Consider the following 24,384-nt stretch of genomic DNA (forward strand, 5'->3'; position numbering starts at 1 on the left):
CAAGGTACCGGGTGAGAGAAAGCAACGTAACGTTTACATACCGTTAAGCGGTCACCTCAGATGACTCCAAGAAGTCCTCTGCGAAACGCTGCAGTACGCCACCGGCGGTGTAAATCGTGAGTTCCTCGGCGGTATCCAAGCGGCAAATCACCGGCACGCGCTCGACGTCGCCGTTTTTACGGTGAATCACCAACGCAAGCTCCGCCCGCGGTGCGGCCTTGCCTTCCACATCAAACACCTCGGTGCCGTCCAGGTTCAGCGTATGGCGTGTGGTACCCGACTGGAACTGCAGTGGCATAACGCCCATGCCAATCAGGTTGGTGCGGTGGATACGCTCGAAGCCTTCGGCGACGATGGCCTCTACACCGGCGAGCGCTACGCCTTTAGCGGCCCAATCGCGCGAAGAGCCCTGACCATAATCATCCCCGGCGATAATAATCAGCGGCTGGCGACGTTCCATGTAGGTCTCAATGGCCTCCCACATGCGCGTGACCTTACCTTCCGGCTCGACGCGCGCCAGCGAGCCCTGCTTCACCTCGCCGTTTTCATCGCGCACCATTTCGTTGAACAACTTGGGGTTAGCCAGGGTCGCGCGCTGAGCCGTGAGGTGATCACCACGGTGCGTCGCGTAAGAGTTAAAGTCCTCCTCCGGCAAGCCCATTTTGTCCAGATATTCACCCGCGGCGCTGTCCAGCATAATCGCGTTAGAGGGCGAGAGGTGATCGGTGGTAATGTTATCCGGCAGGATCGCCAGCGGGCGCATGCCCTTCAAGTTGCGCTCACCCGACATCTTGCCTTCCCAGTACGGCGGGCGGCGAATGTAGGTACTCTGTGCGCGCCAGTCATACAGCGGGTTAGTTTGTGCCGTAGCACTCTTATCCAGATCGAACATCGGGATGTAGGTCTGGCGGAACTGCTCAGGCTTGACCGCCGTTTTGACGATGGCATCGATCTCTTCGTCAGCGGGCCAGATGTCTTTCAGCGTGACGGGGTTGCCGTCGGCATCATGGCCAAGCACATCTTTTTCGATATCAAAGCGGATCGTGCCGGCGATAGCGTACGCCACGACCAGCGGCGGCGAGGCGAGAAACGCCTGCTTGGCATGGGGGTGGATACGCCCGTCAAAGTTACGGTTACCCGAAAGCACAGCCGTGGAGTAAAGGTCGCGGTCGATGATTTCCTGCTGGATTTTAGGGTCCAGCGCGCCGGACATACCGTTACAGGTGGTACACGCGTAGGCCACCACGCCAAAGCCGAGATCTTCCAGCTCGTTCATTAGCCCCGCGTCTTCCAGGTACATCTTGACGGTTTTCGACCCGGGCGCCAGAGACGACTTCACCCACGGCTTGCGCGTTAGACCGAGCTTATTGGCATTGCGCGCAATCAGCCCCGCCGCCACCATATTGCGTGGGTTGGAGGTATTGGTGCAGCTGGTGATCGCCGCGATGATCACCGCGCCATCGGGCATCAGGCCGTTTTTCTCGTCTTCGCGCGCCTGATCGAGACCCACCGCGATACCTTGATTGACAAGTTCACTGGTCGGAAGTTTGGCGTGCGGCTTAGAGGGGCCGGCCAAGGTACGTGACACGCTGGAGAGATCAAACTCCAACACGCGCTCGTACTCGACGGCTTTCAGGTCACTTGCCCACAGGCCGGTGTGCTTGGCGTATTTCTCGACCAGCTCGACCTGGTCGTCGTCGCGGCCGGTGAGCTTTAAGTAGTCGATGGTTTGGTCATCGATATAGAACATCGCCGCCGTGGCACCGTATTCCGGCGTCATGTTGGAGATCGTGGCGCGATCCCCCACGGTGAGGCTATCGGCGCCTTCGCCGAAGAATTCCAGGTACGCACCCACTACTTTTGAGTCGCGTAGGAATTCGGTAATCGCCAACACCATGTCGGTGCCGGTCACACCCGGCTGTAGCTTACCGGTAAGTTTAACACCGGTAATATCGGGCAGACGCATCATCGAGGCACGACCGAGCATTACGCTCTCGGCCTCAAGGCCACCCACGCCCACGGAGATAACGCCCAGCGCATCGACCATGGGCGTGTGGCTATCGGTACCCACACAGGTATCGGGGAACGCCACGCCGTTTTGCTTTTGCACTACCGGCGACATTTTCTCCAGATTGATTTGGTGCATGATGCCGTTGCCGGGAGGGATCACGTCAACGTTTTCAAACGCGGTCTTGGTCCAGTTGATGAAATGGAAGCGATCATCGTTACGACGATCTTCCACCTGGCGGTTTTTCTCGAAGGCATCCTTCTCGAAACCGGCGTGCTCCACGGCCAGGGAGTGATCAACGATTAGCTGCGTTGGCACTACCGGATTGACCTTGGCCGGGTCACCGCCCCTTTCGGCGATGGCATCACGCAGGCCCGCGAGATCCACAAGCGCGGTCTGCCCCAGAATGTCGTGGCACACCACGCGCGCCGGGTACCAGGGAAAGTCCAAGTCGCGCCTGCGCTCAATCAACTGCTTGAGCGAGTCGGTCAGCATGCCCGGTTCGCAGCGGCGTACCAGTTGCTCGGCCAAAACGCGCGAAGTATAGGGAAGCTTGGCATAGGCGCCGGGCTGAATAGCGTCGACGGCCTCACGCGCGTCGAAGTAATCCAGGTCGGTGCCGGGTAGGGGTTTACGGTATTCGGTGTTCATAGCGGAAAACTCACGGCGAGAGGGTAGGTTCAGACTCAGCCCGCTCCCAGCAGCGCCTGGCTGCTGGGAGGAGGATCAAGCGGCGATTCATTCGACGGCGAATCAATCGCGCTGCTCGATCGGCACCCATTCGCTCTTCTCCGGGCCGGTGTAATCGGCGCTCGGGCGAATGATGCGGTTATTGGCGCGCTGCTCGAAGACGTGCGCCGCCCAACCTGTCACGCGCGACATAACAAAAATCGGTGTGAACAGCTTAGTCGGGATACCCATGAAGTGATACGCACTGGCATGGAAGAAATCCGCGTTACAGAACAGCTTCTTCTCTCGCCACATCACCTCTTCACAGCGCACAGAGACCGGATACAGCACGGTGTCGCCTACGTCGTTAGCCAGTTTTTCTGACCAATGCTTGATGATCTCGTTGCGCGGGTCAGAGGTGCGGTAGATCGCATGACCAAAGCCCATGATTTTTTCTTTACGCTCGAGCTTGCCCATCATTTCGCGCTCAGCTTCTTCCGGCGATTTCCAATCCTCGATCATCGCCATTGCAGCTTCGTTAGCGCCGCCGTGCAGCGGGCCACGTAACGAACCAATAGCACCGGTAACGCAAGAGTGGATGTCCGAGAGCGTTGAGGCACAAACGCGGGCGGTGAACGTCGAGGCGTTGAACTCGTGCTCGGCGTAAAGAATGAGCGATACGTTCATGACATCGGCATGCAGCTTGCTCGGCGCTTCGCCGCGAAGCAGGTGCAGGAAGTGCGCGCCCACGGAGTCATCGTCAGTCTCAGTCTCGATCCGCACGCCTTCGTGGCTAAAGCGATACCAATAGCAGATGATTGACGGCAGCACGGCAACCAAGCGGTCGGTGGCATCTTGCTGCTCGTCGAAGCTTTGCTCGGTCTCCAGGTTACCCAGCATAGAGGCACCGGTACGCATCACGTCCATCGGGTGCGCGTCTTTCGGGATCTGCTCCAGCACGGTTTTCAGTGCCGCCGGCAGGCCACGCTGGCTTTTCAGCTTAGCAATGTAGGCGTCGAGTTCGGCTTGATTCGGCAGCTTGCCCTTGAGTAGTAGGTAGGCCACTTCTTCAAAGGTGGCCTTTTCCGCTAGCTCTTTGATATCAAAGCCGCGATAGGTCAAGCCTGAACCGGTCTGACCTACGGTACACAGAGCCGTTTCACCAGCGCTCTGGCCACGTAGTCCTGCACCACCAATTTTCTTATCTGCCATGTTGCGTACTCCTTAAAATGTCGTTTCATTATCGCGTCTAGCGACGCGATACACGTTGTTGTTAGTTGTCACGCTATTAGTTTGTCACGCTGTTAGTTGCCACCCTTCTCCGCGAACAGCGCATCCAGCTTCTGTTCAAAGTCGTGGTAGTTCAAAAAGTCGTAGAGCTCTTCGCGGGTCTGCATGATGTCGACCACATCTTTCTGGTGGCCGTTATCCAGAACGCTCTGGTAAACCTTGAGAGCCGCGGCATTCATGGCGCGAAACGCCGAAAGCGGATAAAGCACCATGCGACAACCAACATCACCTAGCTCTTGCTGGGTAAACAGCGGCGTCGCCCCAAATTCGGTGATATTAGCCAGAATCGGCGCGTCAACGCGCTCGCAGAACGCTTTGTAATCTTCCAAGGTGTGCACGGCTTCAGCGAAGATAGCGTCAGCGCCCGCCTCGATACACGCTTGTGAGCGCTCGATGGCGGCATCCAGACCATCTTTCTGGAAGGCATCGGTCCGCGCGATTAGGTAGAAATCCGGATCGATACGCGCATCGGCGGCGGCCTTGATGCGGTCAACCATCTCCTGCTTGGAAACGATTTCCTTGTTCGGGCGATGACCACAGCGCTTCTGGGCGACCTGATCTTCCAAGTGCACGGCGGCCACACCCGCGCGCTGCATCTCTTTGACCGTGCGCGCGATGTTGAAGGCACCGCCCCAGCCAGTGTCGATATCGACCAAAAGCGGCACGTCAGTGGCGCCGCAAATCCGGTGAGCGTCCTCAACCACGTCATTCATGGTGGTCATGCCCAAGTCCGGCAGCCCGAAAGAGGCGTTGGCCACACCACCCCCGGAAAGGTAAATCGCCTGATGACCGACGCGTTCCGCCATCATGGCGGTATACGCGTTGACGGTGCCGAGAATCGGCAGCGGGCGGTTAGCCTCTAACGCAACGCGAAAGCGCGCGCCGGGTGTTTTAGATGACGCTTTTAGCGTTGACATACGGTGTCTCCTGTCCTGTTTTTCTTAACATCTTTTATTAACATCTTTCTTAACATCGCGACGGCTTTTGGGCCGCTATTTTTCGGGTGCTGTCTGGGTTTGGCTAAACGCTTGGGTTGACGTTTGTTCCAACGCGGCCGCATAACGGTCAGCGACATTCGCGCGCGAGGCACTCACGTGGCGGCGCATCAATAACTCGGAAAGTTCGGCATCGCCAGCTTCAATGGCATCGACAATGCGATGATGCTCGACAAAGGCGCGCTGCGGGCGTGAACCGCTGGCGCTAAACTGGGTGCGATACAAGCGCACCAAGTAGTAAAGGTCATCGCAAAGCAGGTTCATCAGCATCTTGTTATGGCTGCCCTGCACAATGCGGTAGTGAAAATCCAAATCACCCTCGCGTTGGTAGTAAGCCTCGCCACGTTTTAAATCGTCTTGGCTTTCATGCACGGCCAGTACGTTACGCAGCCCAGCGATTTCTTCGGCAGTCATGTGCTCAGCCGCTAAGCGCGCTGCCATGCTCTCTAATGCTTCACGTACGTCGAATAGCTCTAAGAGCTCTTTCATGGAAAGCTGCACGACGCGTGCACCTACATGAGGGACGCGCTCAATTAACCGGTGGGCTTCCAAACGGCGCATCGCTTCGCGCAGCGGCCCACGGGAAATACCGTAGGTTTTCGAAAGGCCCGGCTCGGTTATTTTACTGCCCGGCACGATTTCACCACGTACGATGGCGTCCTGTAGCTGATGGAACACCCGCTCGGCGAGCGTACGCACTTCCGGTGAGGTATCGTCGCTGTTCGTCTCGGCTCGTTCTGGCATAGTGTGTTGCTCAGGCGTAGCGCGTTGCTGAGGGGACCGCGTGGCAAGTAAAGTCATATCAAATTGTCGACAATCAGAGGTTGAAAGAACTTTAGCGCTCTCACTTTCCCGCGTCAACTAGGCTATATCGCCGATTTTATCCACCTTTCGTTGTATTCGGGGTGCCGCGGCTACGCCTTTCTGTCAACAATCTCGTTTTATTCGGGCACTTTTTGACCAAAGCCGTTACATGAAAAGTCGTTTTGTGAAAAACGTTTCGTGAAATTTACGTCAAGCTCCGTGGCTGGTGTAACACCAAGCCGCCCTCTAAAATGTGTCGCTCTTTATTGTTCAGGTTGACGCTTGCATGGCCACAGCGCTTTCGATCTCCGCTTTGCCTTACCACCCCGACCCGTTAGCGTTTTTCGCGCAACTACGGCAACGGCCTGGCGCCGTACTGCTGGATAGCGGTCGGCCGTTAGCAGCAGGACGCTACGATATTATGAGCAGCGACCCGCTAGCGACGCTCAACGTGGATACACAAGGCGATTCATCGATTGAGAGCCATGCGCTAACGCCGCCTGAAACGTTGGGCGATGTTTTTACGCAACAGGCGTGGCTGTTGGAGCAACTTAACGTGGAGGCGCCAAAGAGCGCACTGCCGTTTACCGGCGGACTGATGGGTTATTGGGGCTATGACTTAGGCCGCGAAGCCCAATTGGTCGCGAGCCAGCGCCCAGCCTCAACGAAACTTCCTCAGGCCCGGCTCGGGCTTTATGACTGGGCGATTACGCTTGACCATGTCGCGCAAAAAGCATGGCTGATCGCCAGTGACGCCCGCCGTGAACAAGTAAACAACTGGCTGGCGCAGCCTTCCCCCGATAGCCCCGCCTTTTCACTGACCACACGTTTTCAGGCCGAGATGACACAGGCGGATTACCTCGAACGCTTTGCCCGCGTTCAGGATTATATTCGCGCCGGCGACTGTTATCAGATCAACCTCGCCCAACGCTTCTCCGCCGGATTTACCGGGGATACCTGGGCGGCGTATTTACGCCTGCGCCACGCCACCCCGACTCCTTTTTCTGGGTTTATGGCGTGGGACGATAAAGCCGTGCTCTCGCTCTCTCCCGAGCGCTTTATTCAGTCACGCTTTGGGGCGGTCGAAACCCGCCCCATTAAAGGCACGCGCGCGCGCGGACGCTCGCCATCTGAAGACCTAGCACTCGCTCAAGCGCTATTAACAAGCAGCAAAGATCGCGCTGAGAACGTGATGATTGTGGATTTGCTGCGCAACGATTTAGGTCGTGTGTGCCAACCGGGCAGTATTCGCGTACCGCAACTGTGCGAGCTCGAAAGCTACCCCAACGTTCACCACCTGGTCAGCGTGGTGCAAGGAGAGCTCTCCCCCACGCATTCACCCTTGGCGCTGCTCAAGGCCGCTTTCCCTGGGGGGTCTATTACCGGGGCACCCAAAATTCGCGCGATGCAGATTATCGACGAACTAGAGCCCTGCCAGCGCAGCGTTTATTGCGGCTGTCTCGGGTATGTGGATGCGCGCGGCAGCATGGACACCTCAATTGCGATTCGCACGGTGATCGCCGATGGTGACACGTTGCATTTATGGGGTGGCGGCGGTTTGGTAGCCGATTCCGAAGGCGAGGCAGAGTACACCGAGACATTGGATAAAATCCGCCACCTCATCTCATCTTTGGAATAAAAAACAAAAAACCTAAATCAAAAAGAAATATAAAACCCAAACCAAACGGTATTGGGGAGGAAGGATTGGCTTTTGGTAGCCTGGCGACATAAACCTTTAGGCTTTTCTCGCATGACACCAAGGAGACAAAATGCCCACGCCATCCACCACGGCTTTCGACCTAGACGAAATCAACCAAACGCTGGGGCACCAGCCGCAAGCATTGGTCGAATGGGCCATGCAGCAGGGTAAGCGACCCATCTGCACGACGAATTTCCGCCCTTTTGAAGCCGTGATTCTGCACATAGTGACGCAGGTCAATCCCCAGATTCCCATTGTGTGGATGGATAGCGGCTACAACACCGAAGCGACCTATCGCTTTGCCGATAAGGTGATTAAACAGCTCAACCTCAATATTATCACCTACCTGCCGCAGCGAACTCGCGCCCACCGCGAAGCGCTAGAAGGCCCCTTCCCCAGCATTGACGATTCGCGTCACGCTGGCTTCACGCAAGAAGTTAAAATTGAGCCGTTTGAGCGCGCGCTGGGCGAAATGCAGCCCGATGTATGGTTTACCGCACTTCGCGCTGAAGACACCCCGGAACGCGCTAAGATGCAGCCAGTCAGCCAGTCCGAAAGTGGGCTATTAAAAGTCGCTCCCGTACTGCACTGGCGAGCAAAAGATATGTATGACTACCTGCAAGCACACGGCTTGCCCAATAACTTTGATTACTTTGACCCCACCAAGGTGGAAGAAAAACGCGAGTGCGGGCTACATCTGCAGCACTAACACACCTCTTTCGACAGGCTCAGGATGCGCGACATGACCGCTCGTCCTGAGCCTGTCGAGGGATGAGCCTATCGAGGGATGCACGGTATTTCGTTAGACTCGTTGTCAACGAAGATAGCCCCTGCGTCTGACAGGGGCGTAAGGTTTGAAACGCGATTAAGGCTTAATATTCGGGAAGTTCCACTTCGTCAAACAGCGCCTGCTCGTGACGCGGACCCGCGGTTAACGCCGAATCAACACGCTCACGCGTAAGGTGCGGCGCAAACCGCTCTAAGAAATCATACATGTAGCCGCGCATGAAGGTACCGCGGCGGATCCCGATTTTAGTGGTAGAGCTTTCAAACAGATGCCCAGCCTCCAGCGCCACCAGGTCAGTATCCTGCTCTGGGTCAACCGCCATGTGGGCCACAATTCCGACGCCCATACCAAGGCGCACGTACGTTTTTATCACGTCAGCATCGGCGGCAGTTAGCACCACATTGGGGGTCAAGCCTTTGGCTTTAAACGCGTCATCCAGCTGCGAGCGACCGGTAAAGCCAAACACATAGGTCACCAAAGAATACGCCGCTAAGGCCTCTAGTGTTAACGGGCCGTCAAGTTCGGCCAACGGATGGCCTTTGGGCACCAGCACACAGCGATTCCAGCGATAACACGGCAGCAGCACCAAGTCGGTAAAAAGCTCCAGCGATTCCGTTGCAATGGCGAAATCCGCCTGCCCTTCGCTTACCATTTGGGCGATTTGCTTAGGCGTCCCCTGCTGCATATGCAGCGCGACATCGGGGTATTTTTGCGTAAACTCGGTAATAATCGGCGGTAACGCGTAGCGCGCTTGCGTGTGCGTGGTTGCAATCGCCAGGCTGCCGCGACGCTCATCACTATGCTCTTGCGCCACCTCTTTGATGTTATCGGTCAGGCGCAGTACTTGCCCAGCAAGGTCAATAACCGCCTGCCCAGCGGGGGTGACACGAGTAAGGTGCTTGCCACTGCGGGCAAAAATTTCAACGCCAAGCTCGTCTTCTAGTAAGCGGATTTGCTTGGAAATACCGGGTTGCGAGGTAAACAAACTCTGTGCCGTCGCCGACACATTGAGGTTGTGACGACTTACTTCCCAGATGTAACGTAATTGTTGTAGCTTCATATCGTCGCCCTTTGAGCCATCGGTATTGAGTCGCTACGAAACAACGTAGCCAGCCCCGAAAATAAAATTTATAGTATATAAATAAAGTTTATAATATCTTTAAAGTATAAACAATTTTATTACGCATGCCGCTATGTCGGCATCGATTTTCCACCGCATATTTGCCAGCCTCTGCCATGGTCGCTAACATTGATCGGCTTGGCGCGGTGCAAGAGCGCTTTCACTAAGCAAAACAGGAGAAGCCCATGTCTAACGTTGATGTCACCAACGCCAATTTTGAGCAAGAAGTACTCAACGCCGAACAACCCGTGCTGCTGAAATTCTGGGCCCCTTGGTGCGGCCCCTGCAAAGTCATGGCACCGGTGGTAGATGAAGTTTCCGAAGAACGCGGAGACAACCTAAAAGTCGTCAGCATCAACGTCGACGACGCCCCTGAAATTGCCGCTGAACAAGGGGTGCGTGGTGTGCCCACCGTTATGCTTTTTAAATCAGGCACGAAAGTCGCTTCACTGGTTGGCGCTCAATCCAAGTCTCAACTGACACAGTTCATCGACCAGAACGCTTGAACGCGCATTGACCAAACCCTCGCTGAGTAAGCGTTGATTGAGAAAGACCGCCGCACTGGCGGTCTTTTTATTCTCTATTGGTGCTTTTGTTGGCGCTTTTCAGTGCATTTAATGCTCACGTTTTAGCGGTGGCTTGTCGGCGTCACGCAAACGTTCACTTTTCTCTTCGCTGAGGCGTGCGCCCGGGCCTAAAAGGTGCGCCATCCAACGTGTTTGCGGATGGCTGTCCAACGCAATTTTAAGCGTCATGGTTAAAAGCACCGACAACAGCATCCCCGCGACACCAAAAATCCAGCCCCACACCACGAGCGAAACAAACGCCACCAAGGTAGAAAGCCCCAACGCCCGCCCCATCAAACGCGGCTCGACTAAATTCCCCAACACAAAGTTGATTCCTAGATAGGCCAACGAGAGCAAAAATGCCTGCCATACACTGCCATCCTGCGACACCAGCAGCAGCAATACCGGCGGTATCGCGGCGATCGCCGAACCAATATTAGGAATAAAATTAAGCGCAAACGCCAACACCGCCCAAAGCAGTGGGAACTCAACACCTACCAGCAAGCAAGAGAGCCACACCAAGACCGCGGTGGCCAAACTGATGATGGTTTTCACCGCAAGATAACGTTTAAAAGTACGGCTGAATTCAGTAAAGCGCTTCAGGCTGGGCGCGGGATTTTCCAACGCAAGTGACACCTTATCGCGAAAATTAAGCGTCTCGAACATCATAAACACGACCAGCAGCGAGACGATGATGCTCTGCATGAACAGATTACCAATCTCGCTTAACACGGCAGTCACCCAGCTTGTGCCACTTTGCATGTCAAACAGCGAGTTAACCTGCTCTGGGTCAATCGCAAGCCCCATCTCCGAAAGCTTATTCAGCACGCTCCAATACGCTTCATAAAGGCGCGTTTCAATGTCGGGCAGTGCGTTGACAAAAGTGCTGAAACTATTCACCACCAATAGCCCTAAAAGCAACACCAGCGCGAGCAAAACCAGCAGCGTAAAAAATACCGCCACGCGCATGGGCAAACCACAGCGGTGAAGCCACTGCACCGGAGAAGTGCATACCACTGCGATAAAAAACGCCAGCAGCATTGGCACCAATAAACTTGAGCCGGCTTTCATCCCTGCTACGATCACCACTAACGCCGCCAGCGATAACGTGGCATTTAGCGGCATGCTTTGATAGTTATTAAAGCGCTCGTTGTCATTGCTCAATTTGGGCATAACCTCCTTCCTTAGATTCTTATTCACTTATCATGGCGGTAACGGCGAGTTTGCACAAATTCTGCCATTCATCTACGAACTTAATAGGCGCATAGCGCTCGACATAACGCTTTGCTGACTCATCTAATCTTTTAAGGAAACACCCCGTGATGATCCCAACAGCTCTAACACACCCCCTACAACGCCTGCTGTTCGGTACGTGCTTGGCCATTTTTGCCTTTGCCTGCTCAGCTCAAGCGAATGAAGCCATAACAACGCAGGAAACGCCACGCCTTCGTGTCACAGCAGATGCCCATGTAGACGTCGCACCGGATAAAGCCACGCTAAGCGCCCGCCTCTGGGAGGACACACCGGCAATCAATCAACTAGCAGAAGAGGATCAGGCGGCGCTGAGCGATGCTCGACAACAATTAGAAAAGCGTGCGGGCGAGCTGATTCGCACCCTAGAAGCGCACGGCGTGGCACGCGAGGCGATTACCGCCGGCTCGCTTAATATCAGCCCGCAACAGGTACACAACGCACGCGACAACGGTGAGCGCGAGACACTTAGACGCACACGGATTGAGCGCCCAGTGACCGTTGAGCTTCACAATGTCGAGCGTGTGAGTGAAATACTTGACGCGCTCGTGGCCGCCAGCGTTAACCGCCTTGAGGGGGTCGAGTTTGACTTGCAAGACCGCGACGCCGCCACCGATGAAGCGTTGGTTAAAGCACTAGAAAAAGCCCGCCATAAGGCCAACCTGATGGCCACAACGCTTGATACCCAATTAAGCCGCGTGATTCGCATTGAAGAAACCCAGTCACCTTCTTTTCAGCCACGGATGATGGCGATGAGCGCAGAACGTAGCGACGCAGGAGCCACTCAGAGCGAATATCGCCCCGGCACCATTCGCATCGATGCCGGGGTTAACGTCGAGTGGTCGCTCAAGGAGTAAGGCTTAAAAAATAAGACTTAAAGAACCAGGCTTACAGCGCGATGGTTTGCACACCGCCCATATAGGGCTGCAACGGCGCGGGAATGGACACCGAGCCATCTGCCTGCTGATGGTTTTCCAGTACCGCCAGCAGGCAGCGCCCCACGGCTAAGCCCGAGCCGTTTAGGGTATGGACAAGCTGCGGCTTTTTAACGTCAGGGATACGCACGCGTGCCTTCATACGACGGGCTTGAAAGTCTTCGCAGTTGGAAATTGACGAAATCTCACGGTATGTTTCTTGGCTTGGCAGCCATACCTCTAAGTCATAGGTTTTCGCCGCACCAAAGCCCATATCGCCGGTACACAACGTGACTACGCGATACGGTAGCTCTAACGCTTGTAAAATCGCCTCAGCATGGCCACGCATTTCTTCGAGCGCGTCATAGCTTTTCTCCGGCTCAACGATTTGTATCATTTCGACTTTATCAAACTGGTGCTGGCGAATCATGCCACGAGTATCGCGTCCGTGGGCACCCGCCTCCGCCCGAAAACACGGCGTGTGAGCGGTCAGCTTCATCGGCAGCGCTGCCTGCTCGACGATTTCATCACGCACGAAGTTAGTCAGCGGCACCTCAGAAGTGGGAATCAAGTGGTACTCGCGCTCATCGTTGAGCTTGAACAAATCGTCACCGAATTTCGGCAGTTGACCGGTTCCTATTAGCGAGTCGCGGTTGACCATGTACGGCACATAGCACTCTTCGTAACCGTGCTGCTCTGTCTGGGTATCCAGCATGAACTGCGCCAGTGCCCGATGCAGGCGCGCCACCGGCCCGCGCATCACCGCAAAGCGTGCGCCGGTTAGCTTCGCGGCCAGCTCAAAATCGAGATAACCCGATTTTTTACCCAGATCGACGTGATCCAGCACTTCGAAATCAAACTCACGCGGCGTACCCATCCGATGCAGCTCGACGTTATCGTCCTCGCTCTCGCCATCGGGAACACTTTCGTGCGGCAAATTGGGAATGCCGCTGACAATATCCTCCCAATCATCCTCAGCGATGGCCAACTCACGTTTCGCCGCATCCAGACGCTCGCCCAAATCGCTCACTTCATCCAGCAGCGGCTGGATATCCTCACCGTTAGCCTTCGCTTTTCCAATCGCTTTAGAGCGAGTATTACGCTCATTTTGCAACTGTTCGGTTTGCGTTTGCAGTTCACGGCGGCGCGACTCCAGCGTCGACAGCTCCTCTTTATCCAACACAAAGCCACGGCGCGCCAGCTTACGCGCTACCGCATCAAGATCATCGCGCAGCAGTTTCGGATCGAGCATGAGTTATTCCTTGGCCTGAAATCAGTGAAATTTACGGCACAAAACGCCGCATTAAAGGCGCCCATTGTAGGCAAAAGCGCGAGTGGGGGCTATGGGTGCCCACGAGGGGAATTTGAAAAGGGAAGCGCCCGCCCCGTACCAGTCTTTTTGACCTTACGTTTGTATCCACAACCTCGAATAGGCCGCCACCATGGAAACCAGGATACAGTTTCGAATTGATGAAGAGGCAAACTGGCGTTAGCGCTCCCCATACCGGCCTCATCTGCCGCGCTAGTCAAGAAAGCACTCGGCGAGGCATAACGCCGCCGCCCAGGTGCACGCGGTCGGTCACTGCGGTAAAGTAGTCGTCACCTCCTCTTCATCCGCTTTCGGCAGTGACGGTCTGATCAATTATGATTGCATCCCTGGATTCTCAACACGTACCCCTTGAGCGTGTGAGCGGCGACTATGTGCGCTTTCTTGAAGCGTTGAAAGCCAGCGGTTTTGACGGTGAGATCGCCCCGGATTACGCCAACCGCACGGTATTGGCCACCGACAACTCGATCTATCAACGCCTGCCCCAGGCAGCCGTGTACCCCAAACACGCCGAAGACTTAGCCCGCCTCGCCAAGCTCGCCGCCCAAGTGCCGCACCGTCACATCGCGCTCACGCCACGCGGCGGCGGCACCGGCACTAACGGCCAGTCGCTCACTGATGGCATCGTGGTAGATGTCTCGCGTCATATGAACCACATTTTAGATATCGATGTCGAGAACCGTCGTGTGCGCGTTCAGGCTGGTGTGGTCAAAGACCAGCTTAACGACGCGCTAAGGCCCCACGGGCTTTTCTTTGCTCCAGATACCTCCACCTCTAACCGCGCTACCATCGGAGGCATGATTTCCACCGATGCTAGTGGCCAAGGCAGCTGCGAATACGGCAAAACGCGCGATCACGTGCTGGAACTTGATACCGTGCTGCTGGGCGGAAAGCACTTGCAAAGCCGTCCGCTTAACGCGCAAGACGAGCTGACAGCGCGCCAGCGCGAAGGCATTCTGGGCAACGTTCACGCAACCGCTGCCGATATTATCGATCACCAGCGTGCGCTGATTGAGGCGAAATTCCCGCCACTCAATCGCTGCTTGACCGGTTACGACCTAGCCCATCTGCGCGAGGATAACGGCGAGCTTAACCTCAATAGTGTGCTCTGCGGCTCGGAAGGCTCGCTTGGGTTTCTCAACGAGGCGGTCCTCAACGTGCTGCCAATTCCCAAGCACTCGACACTGGTCAACGTGCGCTACCCAAGCTTCATGGCGGCCCTGCGGGATGCCAAAGCACTGATGGCGTCAAGCGCTCGCCCCACTTCGATCGAGACCGTCGACGACACCGTGTTGCTGCTCGCGATGGAGGATTTCGTTTGGGACAGCGTCGCCGAATTTTTCCCTGAAAGCACCACGGCGATTCGCGGCATTAACCTGATCGAATTTAACGACGACGATCCCGCGCGGTTGGCCGAGCGCGTGCACGCTTTTACCCACCACATTGAAGAAGATGCCACGGTTGAGCGGCTCGGGTTTACCCTGGCCGAAGGCCGCGCTCAGATCCAAAAAGTCTACGGTATGCGCAAGCGCTCGGTGGGCCTTTTGGGCAACGTACAGGGGGAAAAGCGCCCCATTGCCTTTGTCGAGGATACCGCCGTGCCGCCGGAGCACTTAGCGGATTTCATCGCTGAATTTCGCGCGGCCTTAGATGCCCGCGGGCTTTCCTACGGCATGTTCGGCCACGTGGATGCTGGCGTTTTGCACGTACGACCTGCCATCGATATGAAAGACCCCGAACAGGCAGCGCTGATTCGCAAGGTTTCTGATGAGGTCGTCGCCCTCACGCAAAAGTACGGCGGGCTACTTTGGGGCGAACACGGCAAAGGCGTACGTTCGGAGTACGGCCCTAAATTTTTCGGTGAGCTTTACCCCAGTTTGCAGCGCGTCAAAGCCGCCTTTGACCCTTACAACCAACTCAATCCCGGTAAAATCGCCTCGCCGCTGGCTCCTTCAGCAAGCGCCGACACACTGATCGCCAAAGACAGCGACCCGGCGCTGTTAACCATTGACGGCGTTACCACTCGCGGCGAGCTTGATCGCACCATCGATGAACGTGCCTGGCAAGCGTACGACGCGGCGGTCTACTGCAACGGCAACGGCGCCTGCTACAACTACGATGTCGACGACCCGATGTGCCCGTCGTGGAAAGCCACGCGCGACCGCGTTCACTCCCCCAAAGGCCGCGCTAGCCTTATTCGCGAATGGCTGCGTCTGCAGTCCCAGGCAGGGATCGACGTCGTGGAAGAATCGCGCAAGAAAAAAGCCGAGGGCGGTTGGGGCTTTATCAAAAGCTTCCCGCATCGAGCAATGAACACCCTGAGCAAGCGCCAACATCACGACTATTCCCACCAGGTCTACAACGCCATGGCAGGATGCTTAGCATGTAAATCCTGCGCAGGGCAATGCCCAGTAAAAGTCAACGTACCGCAGTTTCGCTCACAGTTTTTAGAGGTGTACCACGGCCGTTACCTGCGCCCACTTCGCGACTACTTGGTCGGCGGTACCGAATGGATGCTACCGGCCATGGCCCGCATCGCGCCGCTGTATAACACGCTACTAAGTCAGCGGTGGGTAGACCGTCTGATGACCAAAGGCCTGGGCATCAGCGACTCGCCTGACCTTTCACGCGCTAGCGTTAAAAAACAGCTCCGCGCTTGGGGCGTCGCGGAGGCAACTCCAACCGCGCTATCCCTTTTGACCGAGCAACAACGCGCCGATAGCGTAATACTGGTGCAGGATGCGTTTACCACTCACTTTGAGGCCAAGGTTGTTATCGATGTTGTGGAGTTACTTTCCCGCCTTGGTCTTCGCGTTTTCGTCATGCCCTACACAGCCAACGGTAAGCCGCTGCACGTACAGGGATTTTTGGGCGCTTTTGAGCGCACCGCCAAGAAACAAGCCGAGCGACTGCGCACTCTTTCACGCTTTGGCGTGCCACTCGTGGGCATCGACCCGGCGATGACGCTAACGTACCGCCAAGAATACGTGAAAGCGCTCGGGAACAACGCTGTGCCCGAGGTGCTAATGTTGCAAGAGTGGTTGAGTCAGTGGCTGGCGACTCACCTCAACACCTTAGCACCGAGTGAATTAGCACTCACCGACCCTGGCTTTAAACTGCTTTCGCACTGCACCGAAAAAACCAACTCGCCGGGCAGCCCCAAGGCGTGGCAACAGGTATTTGCAGCGTTTGGCTTAGAGTTAGAACTTGTTGCCAGCGGCTGTTGCGGCATGTCCGGCACTTACGGTCATGAAACGCGTAACCTAGAGACCTCGAAAACCATCTACGCTCAGTCTTGGCAGCCGCAGGTGGAAGCAGAGGATAACGTCGGCAAGTTGCTGGCCACGGGCTACTCCTGTCGCAGCCAGGCCAAGCGCTTCTCGGCACAAACGCTACCGCACCCGTTGCAGGCGCTGCTTAACGCACTAAAGAAAGCACACGGAAAGGCGAGGTAACAGCCACACAGCGGAGAGTTCGCCATGTCAAAAACGCTAATCATCGTAGGATTGATAGTCGTTGCTATCGGGATTTTTTGGCCTTGGCTGTCAAAACTGCCGTTGGGCCAACTTCCCGGTGATATTGCGATCCGCCGGGAAAATGCAGCGTTTTATTTTCCTTTAACCACCATGATTGTGGTTAGCTTTTTGGTGTCTGGGCTGCTTTGGCTTATTGACCGCCTCGGGTGAGGCGCCGACAGCAGCCCAACTAACCCACAAAGCCTTGTTGGCTGGCGGTTTATTTTTTCTGCTTGAGCCGGTGCCGGCGTGCCACAACGAAGAGCACCACTGAAAGCACGCCAATAATCATCATGACCCAACCAACATTCTCCGCGATGGGTGCCGTGCCACGGGGGACGCCGATAAGGATAATACCGCCCAAGATAAAGTTGTAAGCCGCCATGATCAAAAGGACTATGAGGCTCTTACGCGGTTCCTCTTTTACTACCGTTTTTGGATCTTCCATTAAATCCTCTCTTGCAATTTTACATATAGACAACTGAAAACGTGGCTACCGAAGACGTACTAAAAGAAGAGTCTTTTCAAGGCTATACCGGGGTCGTCCTCGCGCATAAAGACTTCACCAACCAAAAAGCCGTTGATATTGTGATCGCGCATTAGCTCGATATCGTCGCGGGTATGGATGCCTGACTCGGTAATCACGGTCACGTCATCGGGAATAAGCGGCAACAAATCCAGCGTCGTGTTCAAGCTGGTATCGAAGGTGTGTAAGTTACGATTATTGATTCCCACAAGCTTAATATCCAGCGCCAGCGCACGCTCAAGCTCGTCGGCGTTATGGACTTCTACCAACACATCCATACCCAGCGCATTTGCCTGTTGGTAAAGGTCGTTAAGCTTGGCATCATCTAAGGCCGCTGCGATCAGCAGGATGCAGTCAGCGCCAATGGCGCGCGCCTCGGTGACTTGGTAGCCGTGGATAATGAAGTCTTTGCGGATCACTGGCAGGTCGCAAGCATCGCGCGCGGCCATGAGGTAATCTTCGTGACCCTGAAAAAAATCCGCATCAGTGAGCACGGAAAGGCACGCCGCCCCGCCTTCAGCATAGCGTGCCGCGATTTCCGCCGGATCAAAGTCCTCACGAATAACCCCCTTAGAGGGTGAAGCTTTTTTCACCTCGGCAATCACCGCCGCATCGCCTTGCTCAATGCGTTTATTCAGCGCGCGAATAAAGCCACGCGGTGCACTCTGCTTCTCTGCAAGCGCCAGCAGTTCTTTTTCGGAAACCGCTTGGCAGCGCTCAGCGACTTCTTCGTCCTTACGCGAGAGAATGCGGGATAAAATCGTGGGCGTAGCCTGTTGTGTCATGGAATTCTCTTTTGTTGAATCACGCTGCTTGTGCAAGCGTTAGGCTCTTGCAAGCATTAGTGTTTGAAAACGCTAGTAAAGTGCGCAAGCTCTTTTAGCTTTTCCAGCGGCAGTTTGGAGGCTTGAGCATCCTGCGCCACCATCACACCTTCTTTCAGCGTATCGGCAACCCCCGCACAATAAAGCGCGGCCCCGGCATTGAGCGCGACCATATCCGCTGCCGCGCCTTCGCCGATTAGTGAGGCTTGGACCAAACGCAGGCTATCCTCTGCGCTAGCCGCCTTTAGCGGTGCAAGACTCTGACGGGCAATGCCGAGTTCTTCGGGTGTGATGGTGTAGTGGCGAATCGCGCCGTCTTTCAGCTCCGCCACCTGCGTGGGCGCGGCCAGCGAAATTTCATCCAAGCCGTCTTCGGCGTGCACCACCATGACATGCCGGCTACCCAAGTGCTGCATCACCTCTGCCATTAACGGCACAAGCTCTCGGGCGTATACACCCAGCACTTGGTTAGGCGCGCTGGCCGGGTTGGTGAGCGGGCCAAGAATATTGAATAGAGTGCGCACGCCCATCTCACGGCGTGGGCCGATCGCGTGGCGCATCGCCGGGTGGTGGTTGGGCGCAAACATAAAGCCAACGCCCACTTGCTCAATACAGCGCGCGACTTGTTCGGGTTTTAAATCAAGATAGATACCCGCCACATCAAAAAGATCAGCGCTACCAGAAGAAGACGACACGCTGCGGTTACCGTGTTTGGCCACATGCGCTCCGGCGGCCGCGGCAACAAAGCTGGCGGCGGTGGAGACATTGAAAAGGTTAGCCCCGTCGCCACCCGTACCCACAATATCCACCACGTTATCGGCATTGAGCTCAACGCGATTCATCAGCTCACGCATCACTTTGGCCGCCGCACTGATCTCCACGGCGCTTTCGCCTTTCATGGCTAGCCCGACGAGCAAGCCACCAATCTGAGCATCGGTCGCCTCGCCGGTCATGATCTGGCGCATCAGCGCGTGCATCGCCTCAAAAGAGAGGTCTTCGCGGCACATGACCGCGTGAATAGCATCTCGCATCTGCATGAAAACGTGAGCCTCTTAGTTAAGGGTGAACGGTCAAGCGCGTTTAAGAAAGTTGGCCAATAACGCGTGGCCTTGACGGGTCAGGATCGATTCAGGATGAAATTGAACGCCTTCAATATCGAGCTCACGGTGGCGCAATCCCATGATAAGGCCCGGTGTAATATCATCGTCACTCGTCCAGGCCGTGATTTCCAAGCACTCAGGCAGGCTCGCTTTTTCCACCACCAACGAGTGATAGCGCGTCACTTCCAAGGGGTTTTCAAGCCCGGCAAAAACGCCCTCGCCGGTATGCTCGATGGCGGAGGTTTTGCCGTGCATAACCTGCGGTGCGCGCACCACCTGACCACCGTAAACTTGACCAATGGCTTGATGCCCTAAGCACACACCCAAAATGGGCAGTCGACCGGCAAAGTGCTGAATCACTTCCATGGAAAGCCCCGCCTCAGACGGCGTGCAAGGCCCGGGAGAAATTACTAAATGGGTGGGCGCAAGCGCTTCAATATCCGCAATACCGATTTCATCGTTGCGGTGCGTCAGCACCTCAGCGCCTAACTCGCCCAGGTACTGGACGATGTTGAACGTGAAGCTGTCGTAGTTATCGAGCATGACAACTCGTTTCGCGCTTTGTGGCGCTGCCTTTTCCTGTGCCACCTTTTCTTGAACCCCCTGCCCGTGCGCCATTGGCCCGCTAACCCCGTTATTTGGTGAAACCATTTGCTATTGATGATACCGCAACCCAGGCCTAGCGTGCAGGGGCTCGTGCGCAACATCACCCAATCCGGCGAGTTGCCTGCTGCTTCAGGCCGACGACTTCAGGCCGACGACTTCAGGCCGACTACAGATTATCCAGCCCTCGCTCGGCCATCGCCACGGCGCGAAACAGCGCGCGGCCTTTATTGAGCGTTTCTTGCCACTCCATTTCCGGCACGGAATCCGCGACAATGCCGGCGCCTGCCTGCACGTGAACCTGGCCGTCTTTGATCACGGCGGTACGAATGGCGATCGCGGTGTCCATGTTGCCGTGCCAAGAGAGGTAACCCACCGCACCTGAGTAGATACCCCGTTTGACCGGCTCGACTTCATCGATGATTTCAAGCGCGCGAATTTTCGACGCGCCAGAAACCGTACCGGCAGGGAAAGTAGCGCGTAACGCGTCCATGGCGGTGAGCCCCGGTTTCAGCTTTCCGGTCACATTCGAGACAATATGCATGACGTGCGAGTAGCGCTCCACCACCATCTGATCGGTGACTTCAACGCTGCCCACTTCGCTAATTCGGCCGACATCGTTGCGGCCCAAATCAATCAGCATCAAGTGCTCAGCGCGCTCCTTAGGGTCGGCCAGCAACTCCGCTTCCAGCGCCTTATCTTCCTCTTCGGTTTTGCCGCGCTTTCGCGTGCCGGCAATGGGGCGTACCGTCACCTCGCTCCCTTCGGTGCGGGTAAGGATTTCTGGCGACGAGCCGACAACCTGATGATCGTCGAGGTTGAGATAGTACATATAAGGCGACGGGTTGAGGCTTCTCAACGCGCGGTAGAGATCCAGCGGCGCAGACTGGTAAGAGGTCGACATGCGTTGCGAGGGCACGCACTGCATGATGTCACCCGCCAGCACGTACTCTTTGATTTTCTCCACCGCCGCTTTAAAGCCTTCTTGGGTAAAACCGGAGTTGAAGTCGCTCTCCTCCACCGCCGAGCGTCCAGAACCCTTGCCTTGCGGGCGCACATAGGCATCGCGCAAACGGCTTTCCAAGTGCGCTAAATGGCGCTCGGCGCGTTCAAGTGCATCGGGCTCTTCTGGGTCGGCGTGAGTCAAAAGCGTCAAGCGCCCTGAAAGATTGTCAAACACCACCAAGTCGTTGCACACCATCAGCAAAATATCCGGCACACCGATGGGGTCGGGCTTTTTGACGCCGCGCAAGCGCGGCTCGATATAACGGATGGTGTCGTAACCGAAATACCCGACCAGCCCGCCATCAAAGCGCGGCTGATCGTCCAGTTTGGGGACTTTAAAGCGCGACTGGAATTGCTCAATCCACGCCAGCGGGTCTTCTACTTCGGTCACGCCTTGCGTTTCACCCTCTTTAACGTGGTGGACGGTAAACCCGCGTACTTCGATGCGTTCGTGACACGGCAGCCCAATAATCGAGTAACGTCCCCACTTTTCGCCGCCTTGCACCGACTCAAGCAAGAATGTCCACGGCGTATTGGCAAGCTTTAGGTAAGTGGAAAGCGGTGTATCTAAATCCGCCAACACATCACGGGAGACCGGAATGCGGTTATAACCCGCCTTGGCGAGCTCGGCAAAATATTCGGGGGTCATTATCACGCGGTCCCTGTCGTTGAAAGAACAGTCGTTGAAGAACCAGTCGTTGAAGAACCAGTCGTTGAAGAAATAAGATCATCAAGGGTGTCGAGCAATACATCGGGGTGGCTATCACTGATGGGCTCACCATGATTGTAGCCGTAGGGCAGGCCGAACGTGGTGAACGCCGCCGCTTTTCCCGCCCCTATGTCGTGACGAGAATCCCCCACCATGGCGCATTCGCAGGTAGGAACGCCAAAATATTCGGCGGCATGAAGAAGCGGTAGTGGATCAGGTTTTTTGCGTGCCAGCGAATCACCCCCAAGGGTCAAATCAAAATAACCTGAGAGGTCAAAGTGCTCAAGAATCGGGGCGATAAAGTCTTCGGGTTTATTGGTAATCAACACCAACGTCAAGCCAGCTTCTTTAAGCACAGAAAGCGTCTCTGCAGCGCCGGGATAGAGCCGGGTTAACCGATTGGGGGCATGAGCGTAGTGGGCCAAAAATTCGCGATAGCTTTCCGCCTGCCTCTCCTCGGAGGGCGGCTCATTTAACGCCCAGGTAAGCGCGCGCTCCACCAGCACCGGAGCACCATTTCCCACCCAATCACGCACATCCGCCTCTTGCGGTACCGCCAGGCCTTGATCGTCGAGCGTCTTTTGCACTGCCACGGCGAGATCCGGTACAGAGTCAATCAATGTGCCGTCCAGGTCGAACGCCACAAGCCGCTTCCCCTTAAGCGTTAAGTGCACCCGTTTTCCTCCGTTATTGCCCGGCGTAAGCGAGATTAGTCCGCATTTGCTTGAGCACCGAGTCATAGCCATTAGGATCATTGGCCTCAAACGCTTTAAAAATCGCCGAGCCCGCCACAAAGGTGTCTGCCCCTGCCGCCGCAACCTCGGCGATATTATCCACTTTGACACCGCCATCAACTTCTAAGCGAATTGCTCGCCCCGTAGCATCAATTTTGGCCCGCGCCTCACGCAGTTTATCCAGTGTGGAAGGGAGAAACGCCTGCCCACCAAAACCAGGGTTGACGCTCATTAACAGCACCATGTCGATCTTATCTAGCACGTAATCCAAGTATGAAAGTGGCGTGGCTGGGTTGAAGACCAATCCCGCCTGACAGCCACCGTCGCGGATCAGCTGCAATGAGCGGTCGATATGGTCTGACGCTTCCGGGTGGAAGGTAATCATGCTCGCCCCGGCATTGATGAAATCACCGATTAACTGATCCACCGGTTTGACCATCAAATGTACGTCGATAGGGGCGGTCACGCCATGATCACGCAGCGCTTGGCACACCATCGGGCCGATGGTGAGATTGGGCACGTAATGGTTATCCATCACATCAAAATGTACCCAATCCGCACCGGACGCGAGAACGTTATCAACCTCTTCCCCCAAGCGGGCGAAGTTGGCAGAAAGAATCGAAGGCGCAATCACAAAATCGCGGGTAGTCGTCATGAAGTGAAACCTTGGCTAGCGAAAAAACCGCATGATAACAGAGCATGGGCTTGGGGTTCTGCGTTTACTTTTTCTAAAGGCGACGGCATCCCTAACTCCATACACATATATTCTTAAATAGAATATAAAACATGATTGTAATTCCATAAATGCAGGTTTAACCTTTTGTGTTATTCGCCTGAGCGTTTCAGGCCACACGCTATCGAAGGAATATTTTCATGCCATTCACTCATCTCTCGCTAAACAAGAAACGTACGATAAGTAAGAAACGTGCGATAAGTAAAAACCTAGGCCTCAGCGTGCTCGCGCTGGCCGTTACCGCGAGCGCTGCCGCCCCCACGGCGGTGGCACAGGAGCGCGAGCTTTTGAACTCCTCGTATGACATCGCGCGCGAGCTTTTTGGTGAGATTAACCCCAAGTTTGAGGCCTGGTGGCAAGAAGAGCACGGCGAAGACGTGAGCGTAAGCCAATCCCACGGCGGCTCTTCCGCCCAGGCACGCGCTATTTTGCAAGGCCTGCGTGCGGATGTGGTGACGTTCAACCAGGTCACCGACGTGCAAGTGCTCGCCGATGCCGGCCTGGTCGCTGAGGATTGGCAAGATGCGTTCGATAACAACGCCTCGCCCTACTATTCCACCACCGCTTTTTTGGTACGCGACGGTAACCCCAAAGGTATCGAAAGCTGGGACGACTTAGCACGCGAAGATATCGATATCGTCTTCCCTAATCCGAAAACCTCGGGCAATGGGCGTTACACCTACTTGGCGGCCTGGGGATTTGCCGACCAGCATTTCGACGGTAACGAAGAGCAAATTCACGACTTTATGCGTACGTTCCTGCGCAACGTTGTGGTATTCGACACCGGCGGCCGTGGTGCCACCACCAGCTTCATCGAGCGGGGCATGGGCGACGTGCTCATCAGCTTTGAGTCGGAAGTCAACAACATCCGCGGTGAGTACGGCAGCGATGATTATAAAGTCATCGTGCCGCCGGTGAGCATACTGGCGGAATTCCCGGTGGCCGTGGTAGAGGAAAATGCCGAGGACAACGGTAACGAAGACCTGGCGCATGGCTATCTGGAATACCTTTACACCGAGGAAATGCAGCGCTTGCTCGCGGGCTTCAATTACCGTGTACACAACGAAGACGTGGTCGCTGAATTCGCCGATCACTTCCCGGAAACCGAGCTTTTGGAAGTCAACGATGTCTTTGGCAGCTGGGATAACGTCATGGACACCCATTTCGGCAGCGGCGGTCTTCTCGACCAGCTCCAGCGTCGCTGA

21 protein-coding genes are annotated in these 24,384 nt (G+C 55.7%); 7 read left to right on the plus strand and 14 right to left on the minus strand.

Features of this window, described 5'->3' with window-relative positions:
• Window positions 1-43: 43 nt before the first annotated feature.
• The 4 genes from acnD to QC823_RS06300 form a co-directional block, all read right to left on the minus strand.
• Window positions 44-2,659, minus strand: a complete 2,616-nt coding sequence (acnD, locus tag QC823_RS06285) for a Fe/S-dependent 2-methylisocitrate dehydratase AcnD (RefSeq protein ID WP_309655501.1) — start codon at window positions 2,657-2,659, stop codon at window positions 44-46.
• A gap of 102 nt (window positions 2,660-2,761) precedes the next feature.
• Window positions 2,762-3,889, minus strand: a complete 1,128-nt coding sequence (prpC, locus tag QC823_RS06290; RefSeq protein WP_309655502.1) for a bifunctional 2-methylcitrate synthase/citrate synthase — start codon at window positions 3,887-3,889, stop codon at window positions 2,762-2,764.
• 92 nt (window positions 3,890-3,981) lie between these two features.
• Entirely contained in the window at window positions 3,982-4,884 is a 903-nt protein-coding gene (prpB, locus tag QC823_RS06295) for a methylisocitrate lyase (RefSeq protein WP_309655503.1), read from the minus strand.
• Window positions 4,885-4,959: 75 nt separating this feature from the next.
• Window positions 4,960-5,706 (minus strand): GntR family transcriptional regulator, encoded by a 747-nt coding sequence (locus QC823_RS06300; RefSeq protein WP_309655504.1) that lies wholly within the window; start codon window positions 5,704-5,706, stop codon window positions 4,960-4,962.
• A 346-nt stretch (window positions 5,707-6,052) separates the two neighbouring features.
• Here QC823_RS06300 and pabB point away from each other — a divergent pair, with 346 nt between their 5' ends.
• Together pabB and QC823_RS06310 are read left to right on the plus strand one after the other, a co-directional pair.
• On the plus strand, window positions 6,053-7,405 hold the full coding sequence (pabB, locus tag QC823_RS06305) for an aminodeoxychorismate synthase component I (RefSeq protein WP_309655505.1): 1,353 nt from the start codon (window positions 6,053-6,055) through the stop codon (window positions 7,403-7,405).
• Window positions 7,406-7,535: 130 nt separating this feature from the next.
• On the plus strand, window positions 7,536-8,174 hold the full coding sequence (locus QC823_RS06310; RefSeq protein ID WP_309655506.1) for a phosphoadenosine phosphosulfate reductase domain-containing protein: 639 nt from the start codon (window positions 7,536-7,538) through the stop codon (window positions 8,172-8,174).
• Between the two features lie 163 nt (window positions 8,175-8,337).
• Here the strand turns inward: QC823_RS06310 and cysB are convergent, their stop codons facing one another.
• Window positions 8,338-9,312 (minus strand): HTH-type transcriptional regulator CysB, encoded by a 975-nt coding sequence (gene cysB / locus QC823_RS06315; RefSeq protein WP_309655507.1) that lies wholly within the window; start codon window positions 9,310-9,312, stop codon window positions 8,338-8,340.
• 245 nt (window positions 9,313-9,557) lie between these two features.
• Between cysB and trxA the strand changes: the two genes are divergently transcribed.
• Complete coding sequence (gene trxA / locus QC823_RS06320; RefSeq protein ID WP_309655508.1) at window positions 9,558-9,878, plus strand: thioredoxin; 321 nt, start codon at window positions 9,558-9,560, stop codon at window positions 9,876-9,878.
• A 108-nt stretch (window positions 9,879-9,986) separates the two neighbouring features.
• Here trxA and QC823_RS06325 read toward each other — a convergent pair whose 3' ends face one another.
• A complete protein-coding gene (locus QC823_RS06325) occupies window positions 9,987-11,111 on the minus strand; it encodes an AI-2E family transporter (RefSeq protein ID WP_309655509.1) in 1,125 nt (374 codons plus the stop codon).
• A 149-nt stretch (window positions 11,112-11,260) separates the two neighbouring features.
• Between QC823_RS06325 and QC823_RS06330 the strand changes: the two genes are divergently transcribed.
• Window positions 11,261-12,046, plus strand: coding sequence for an SIMPL domain-containing protein (locus QC823_RS06330; RefSeq protein ID WP_309655547.1), 786 nt, complete (start codon window positions 11,261-11,263; stop codon window positions 12,044-12,046).
• 31 nt (window positions 12,047-12,077) lie between these two features.
• On the opposite strand, the gene serS is transcribed toward QC823_RS06330, so the two are convergent.
• On the minus strand, window positions 12,078-13,355 hold the full coding sequence (serS, locus tag QC823_RS06335; protein ID WP_309655510.1) for a serine--tRNA ligase: 1,278 nt from the start codon (window positions 13,353-13,355) through the stop codon (window positions 12,078-12,080).
• A 392-nt stretch (window positions 13,356-13,747) separates the two neighbouring features.
• On the opposite strand from serS, the gene ydiJ reads away from it, so the two are divergent.
• Together ydiJ and QC823_RS06345 are read left to right on the plus strand one after the other, a co-directional pair.
• The gene (gene ydiJ / locus QC823_RS06340) at window positions 13,748-16,885 is read left to right on the plus strand and encodes a D-2-hydroxyglutarate dehydrogenase YdiJ (RefSeq protein WP_309655511.1); all 3,138 of its coding nucleotides are present in this window, start codon (window positions 13,748-13,750) and stop codon (window positions 16,883-16,885) included.
• Between the two features lie 24 nt (window positions 16,886-16,909).
• Complete coding sequence (locus QC823_RS06345; RefSeq protein WP_309655512.1) at window positions 16,910-17,116, plus strand: DUF2905 domain-containing protein; 207 nt, start codon at window positions 16,910-16,912, stop codon at window positions 17,114-17,116.
• Between the two features lie 49 nt (window positions 17,117-17,165).
• Here the strand turns inward: QC823_RS06345 and QC823_RS06350 are convergent, their stop codons facing one another.
• The 7 genes from QC823_RS06350 to rpe form a co-directional block, all read right to left on the minus strand.
• Window positions 17,166-17,393: a hypothetical protein gene (locus tag QC823_RS06350; RefSeq protein WP_309655513.1), complete on the minus strand. Its 228-nt coding sequence runs from the start codon at window positions 17,391-17,393 to the stop codon at window positions 17,166-17,168.
• Between the two features lie 59 nt (window positions 17,394-17,452).
• Entirely contained in the window at window positions 17,453-18,256 is an 804-nt protein-coding gene (trpC, locus tag QC823_RS06355; RefSeq protein ID WP_309655514.1) for an indole-3-glycerol phosphate synthase TrpC, read from the minus strand.
• Window positions 18,257-18,312: 56 nt separating this feature from the next.
• Window positions 18,313-19,332, minus strand: a complete 1,020-nt coding sequence (gene trpD / locus QC823_RS06360; protein ID WP_309655515.1) for an anthranilate phosphoribosyltransferase — start codon at window positions 19,330-19,332, stop codon at window positions 18,313-18,315.
• A 33-nt stretch (window positions 19,333-19,365) separates the two neighbouring features.
• Window positions 19,366-19,938, minus strand: coding sequence for an anthranilate synthase component II (locus QC823_RS06365; protein WP_309655516.1), 573 nt, complete (start codon window positions 19,936-19,938; stop codon window positions 19,366-19,368).
• 229 nt (window positions 19,939-20,167) lie between these two features.
• Window positions 20,168-21,652, minus strand: coding sequence for an anthranilate synthase component I (trpE, locus tag QC823_RS06370; protein ID WP_309655517.1), 1,485 nt, complete (start codon window positions 21,650-21,652; stop codon window positions 20,168-20,170).
• A 2-nt stretch (window positions 21,653-21,654) separates the two neighbouring features.
• Window positions 21,655-22,386 (minus strand): phosphoglycolate phosphatase, encoded by a 732-nt coding sequence (locus QC823_RS06375; RefSeq protein WP_309655518.1) that lies wholly within the window; start codon window positions 22,384-22,386, stop codon window positions 21,655-21,657.
• Between the two features lie 13 nt (window positions 22,387-22,399).
• Entirely contained in the window at window positions 22,400-23,101 is a 702-nt protein-coding gene (rpe, locus tag QC823_RS06380; protein WP_309655519.1) for a ribulose-phosphate 3-epimerase, read from the minus strand.
• Window positions 23,102-23,319: 218 nt separating this feature from the next.
• On the opposite strand from rpe, the gene cysP reads away from it, so the two are divergent.
• Window positions 23,320-24,384 carry a thiosulfate ABC transporter substrate-binding protein CysP gene (gene cysP, locus QC823_RS06385; protein WP_309655520.1) on the plus strand — a complete coding sequence of 355 codons (1,065 nt, stop codon included), beginning with the start codon at window positions 23,320-23,322 and terminating at the stop codon, window positions 24,382-24,384.

Source organism: Vreelandella vilamensis (assembly GCF_031451755.1).
Classification (GTDB): Bacteria; Pseudomonadota; Gammaproteobacteria; order Pseudomonadales; family Halomonadaceae; genus Vreelandella; species Vreelandella vilamensis.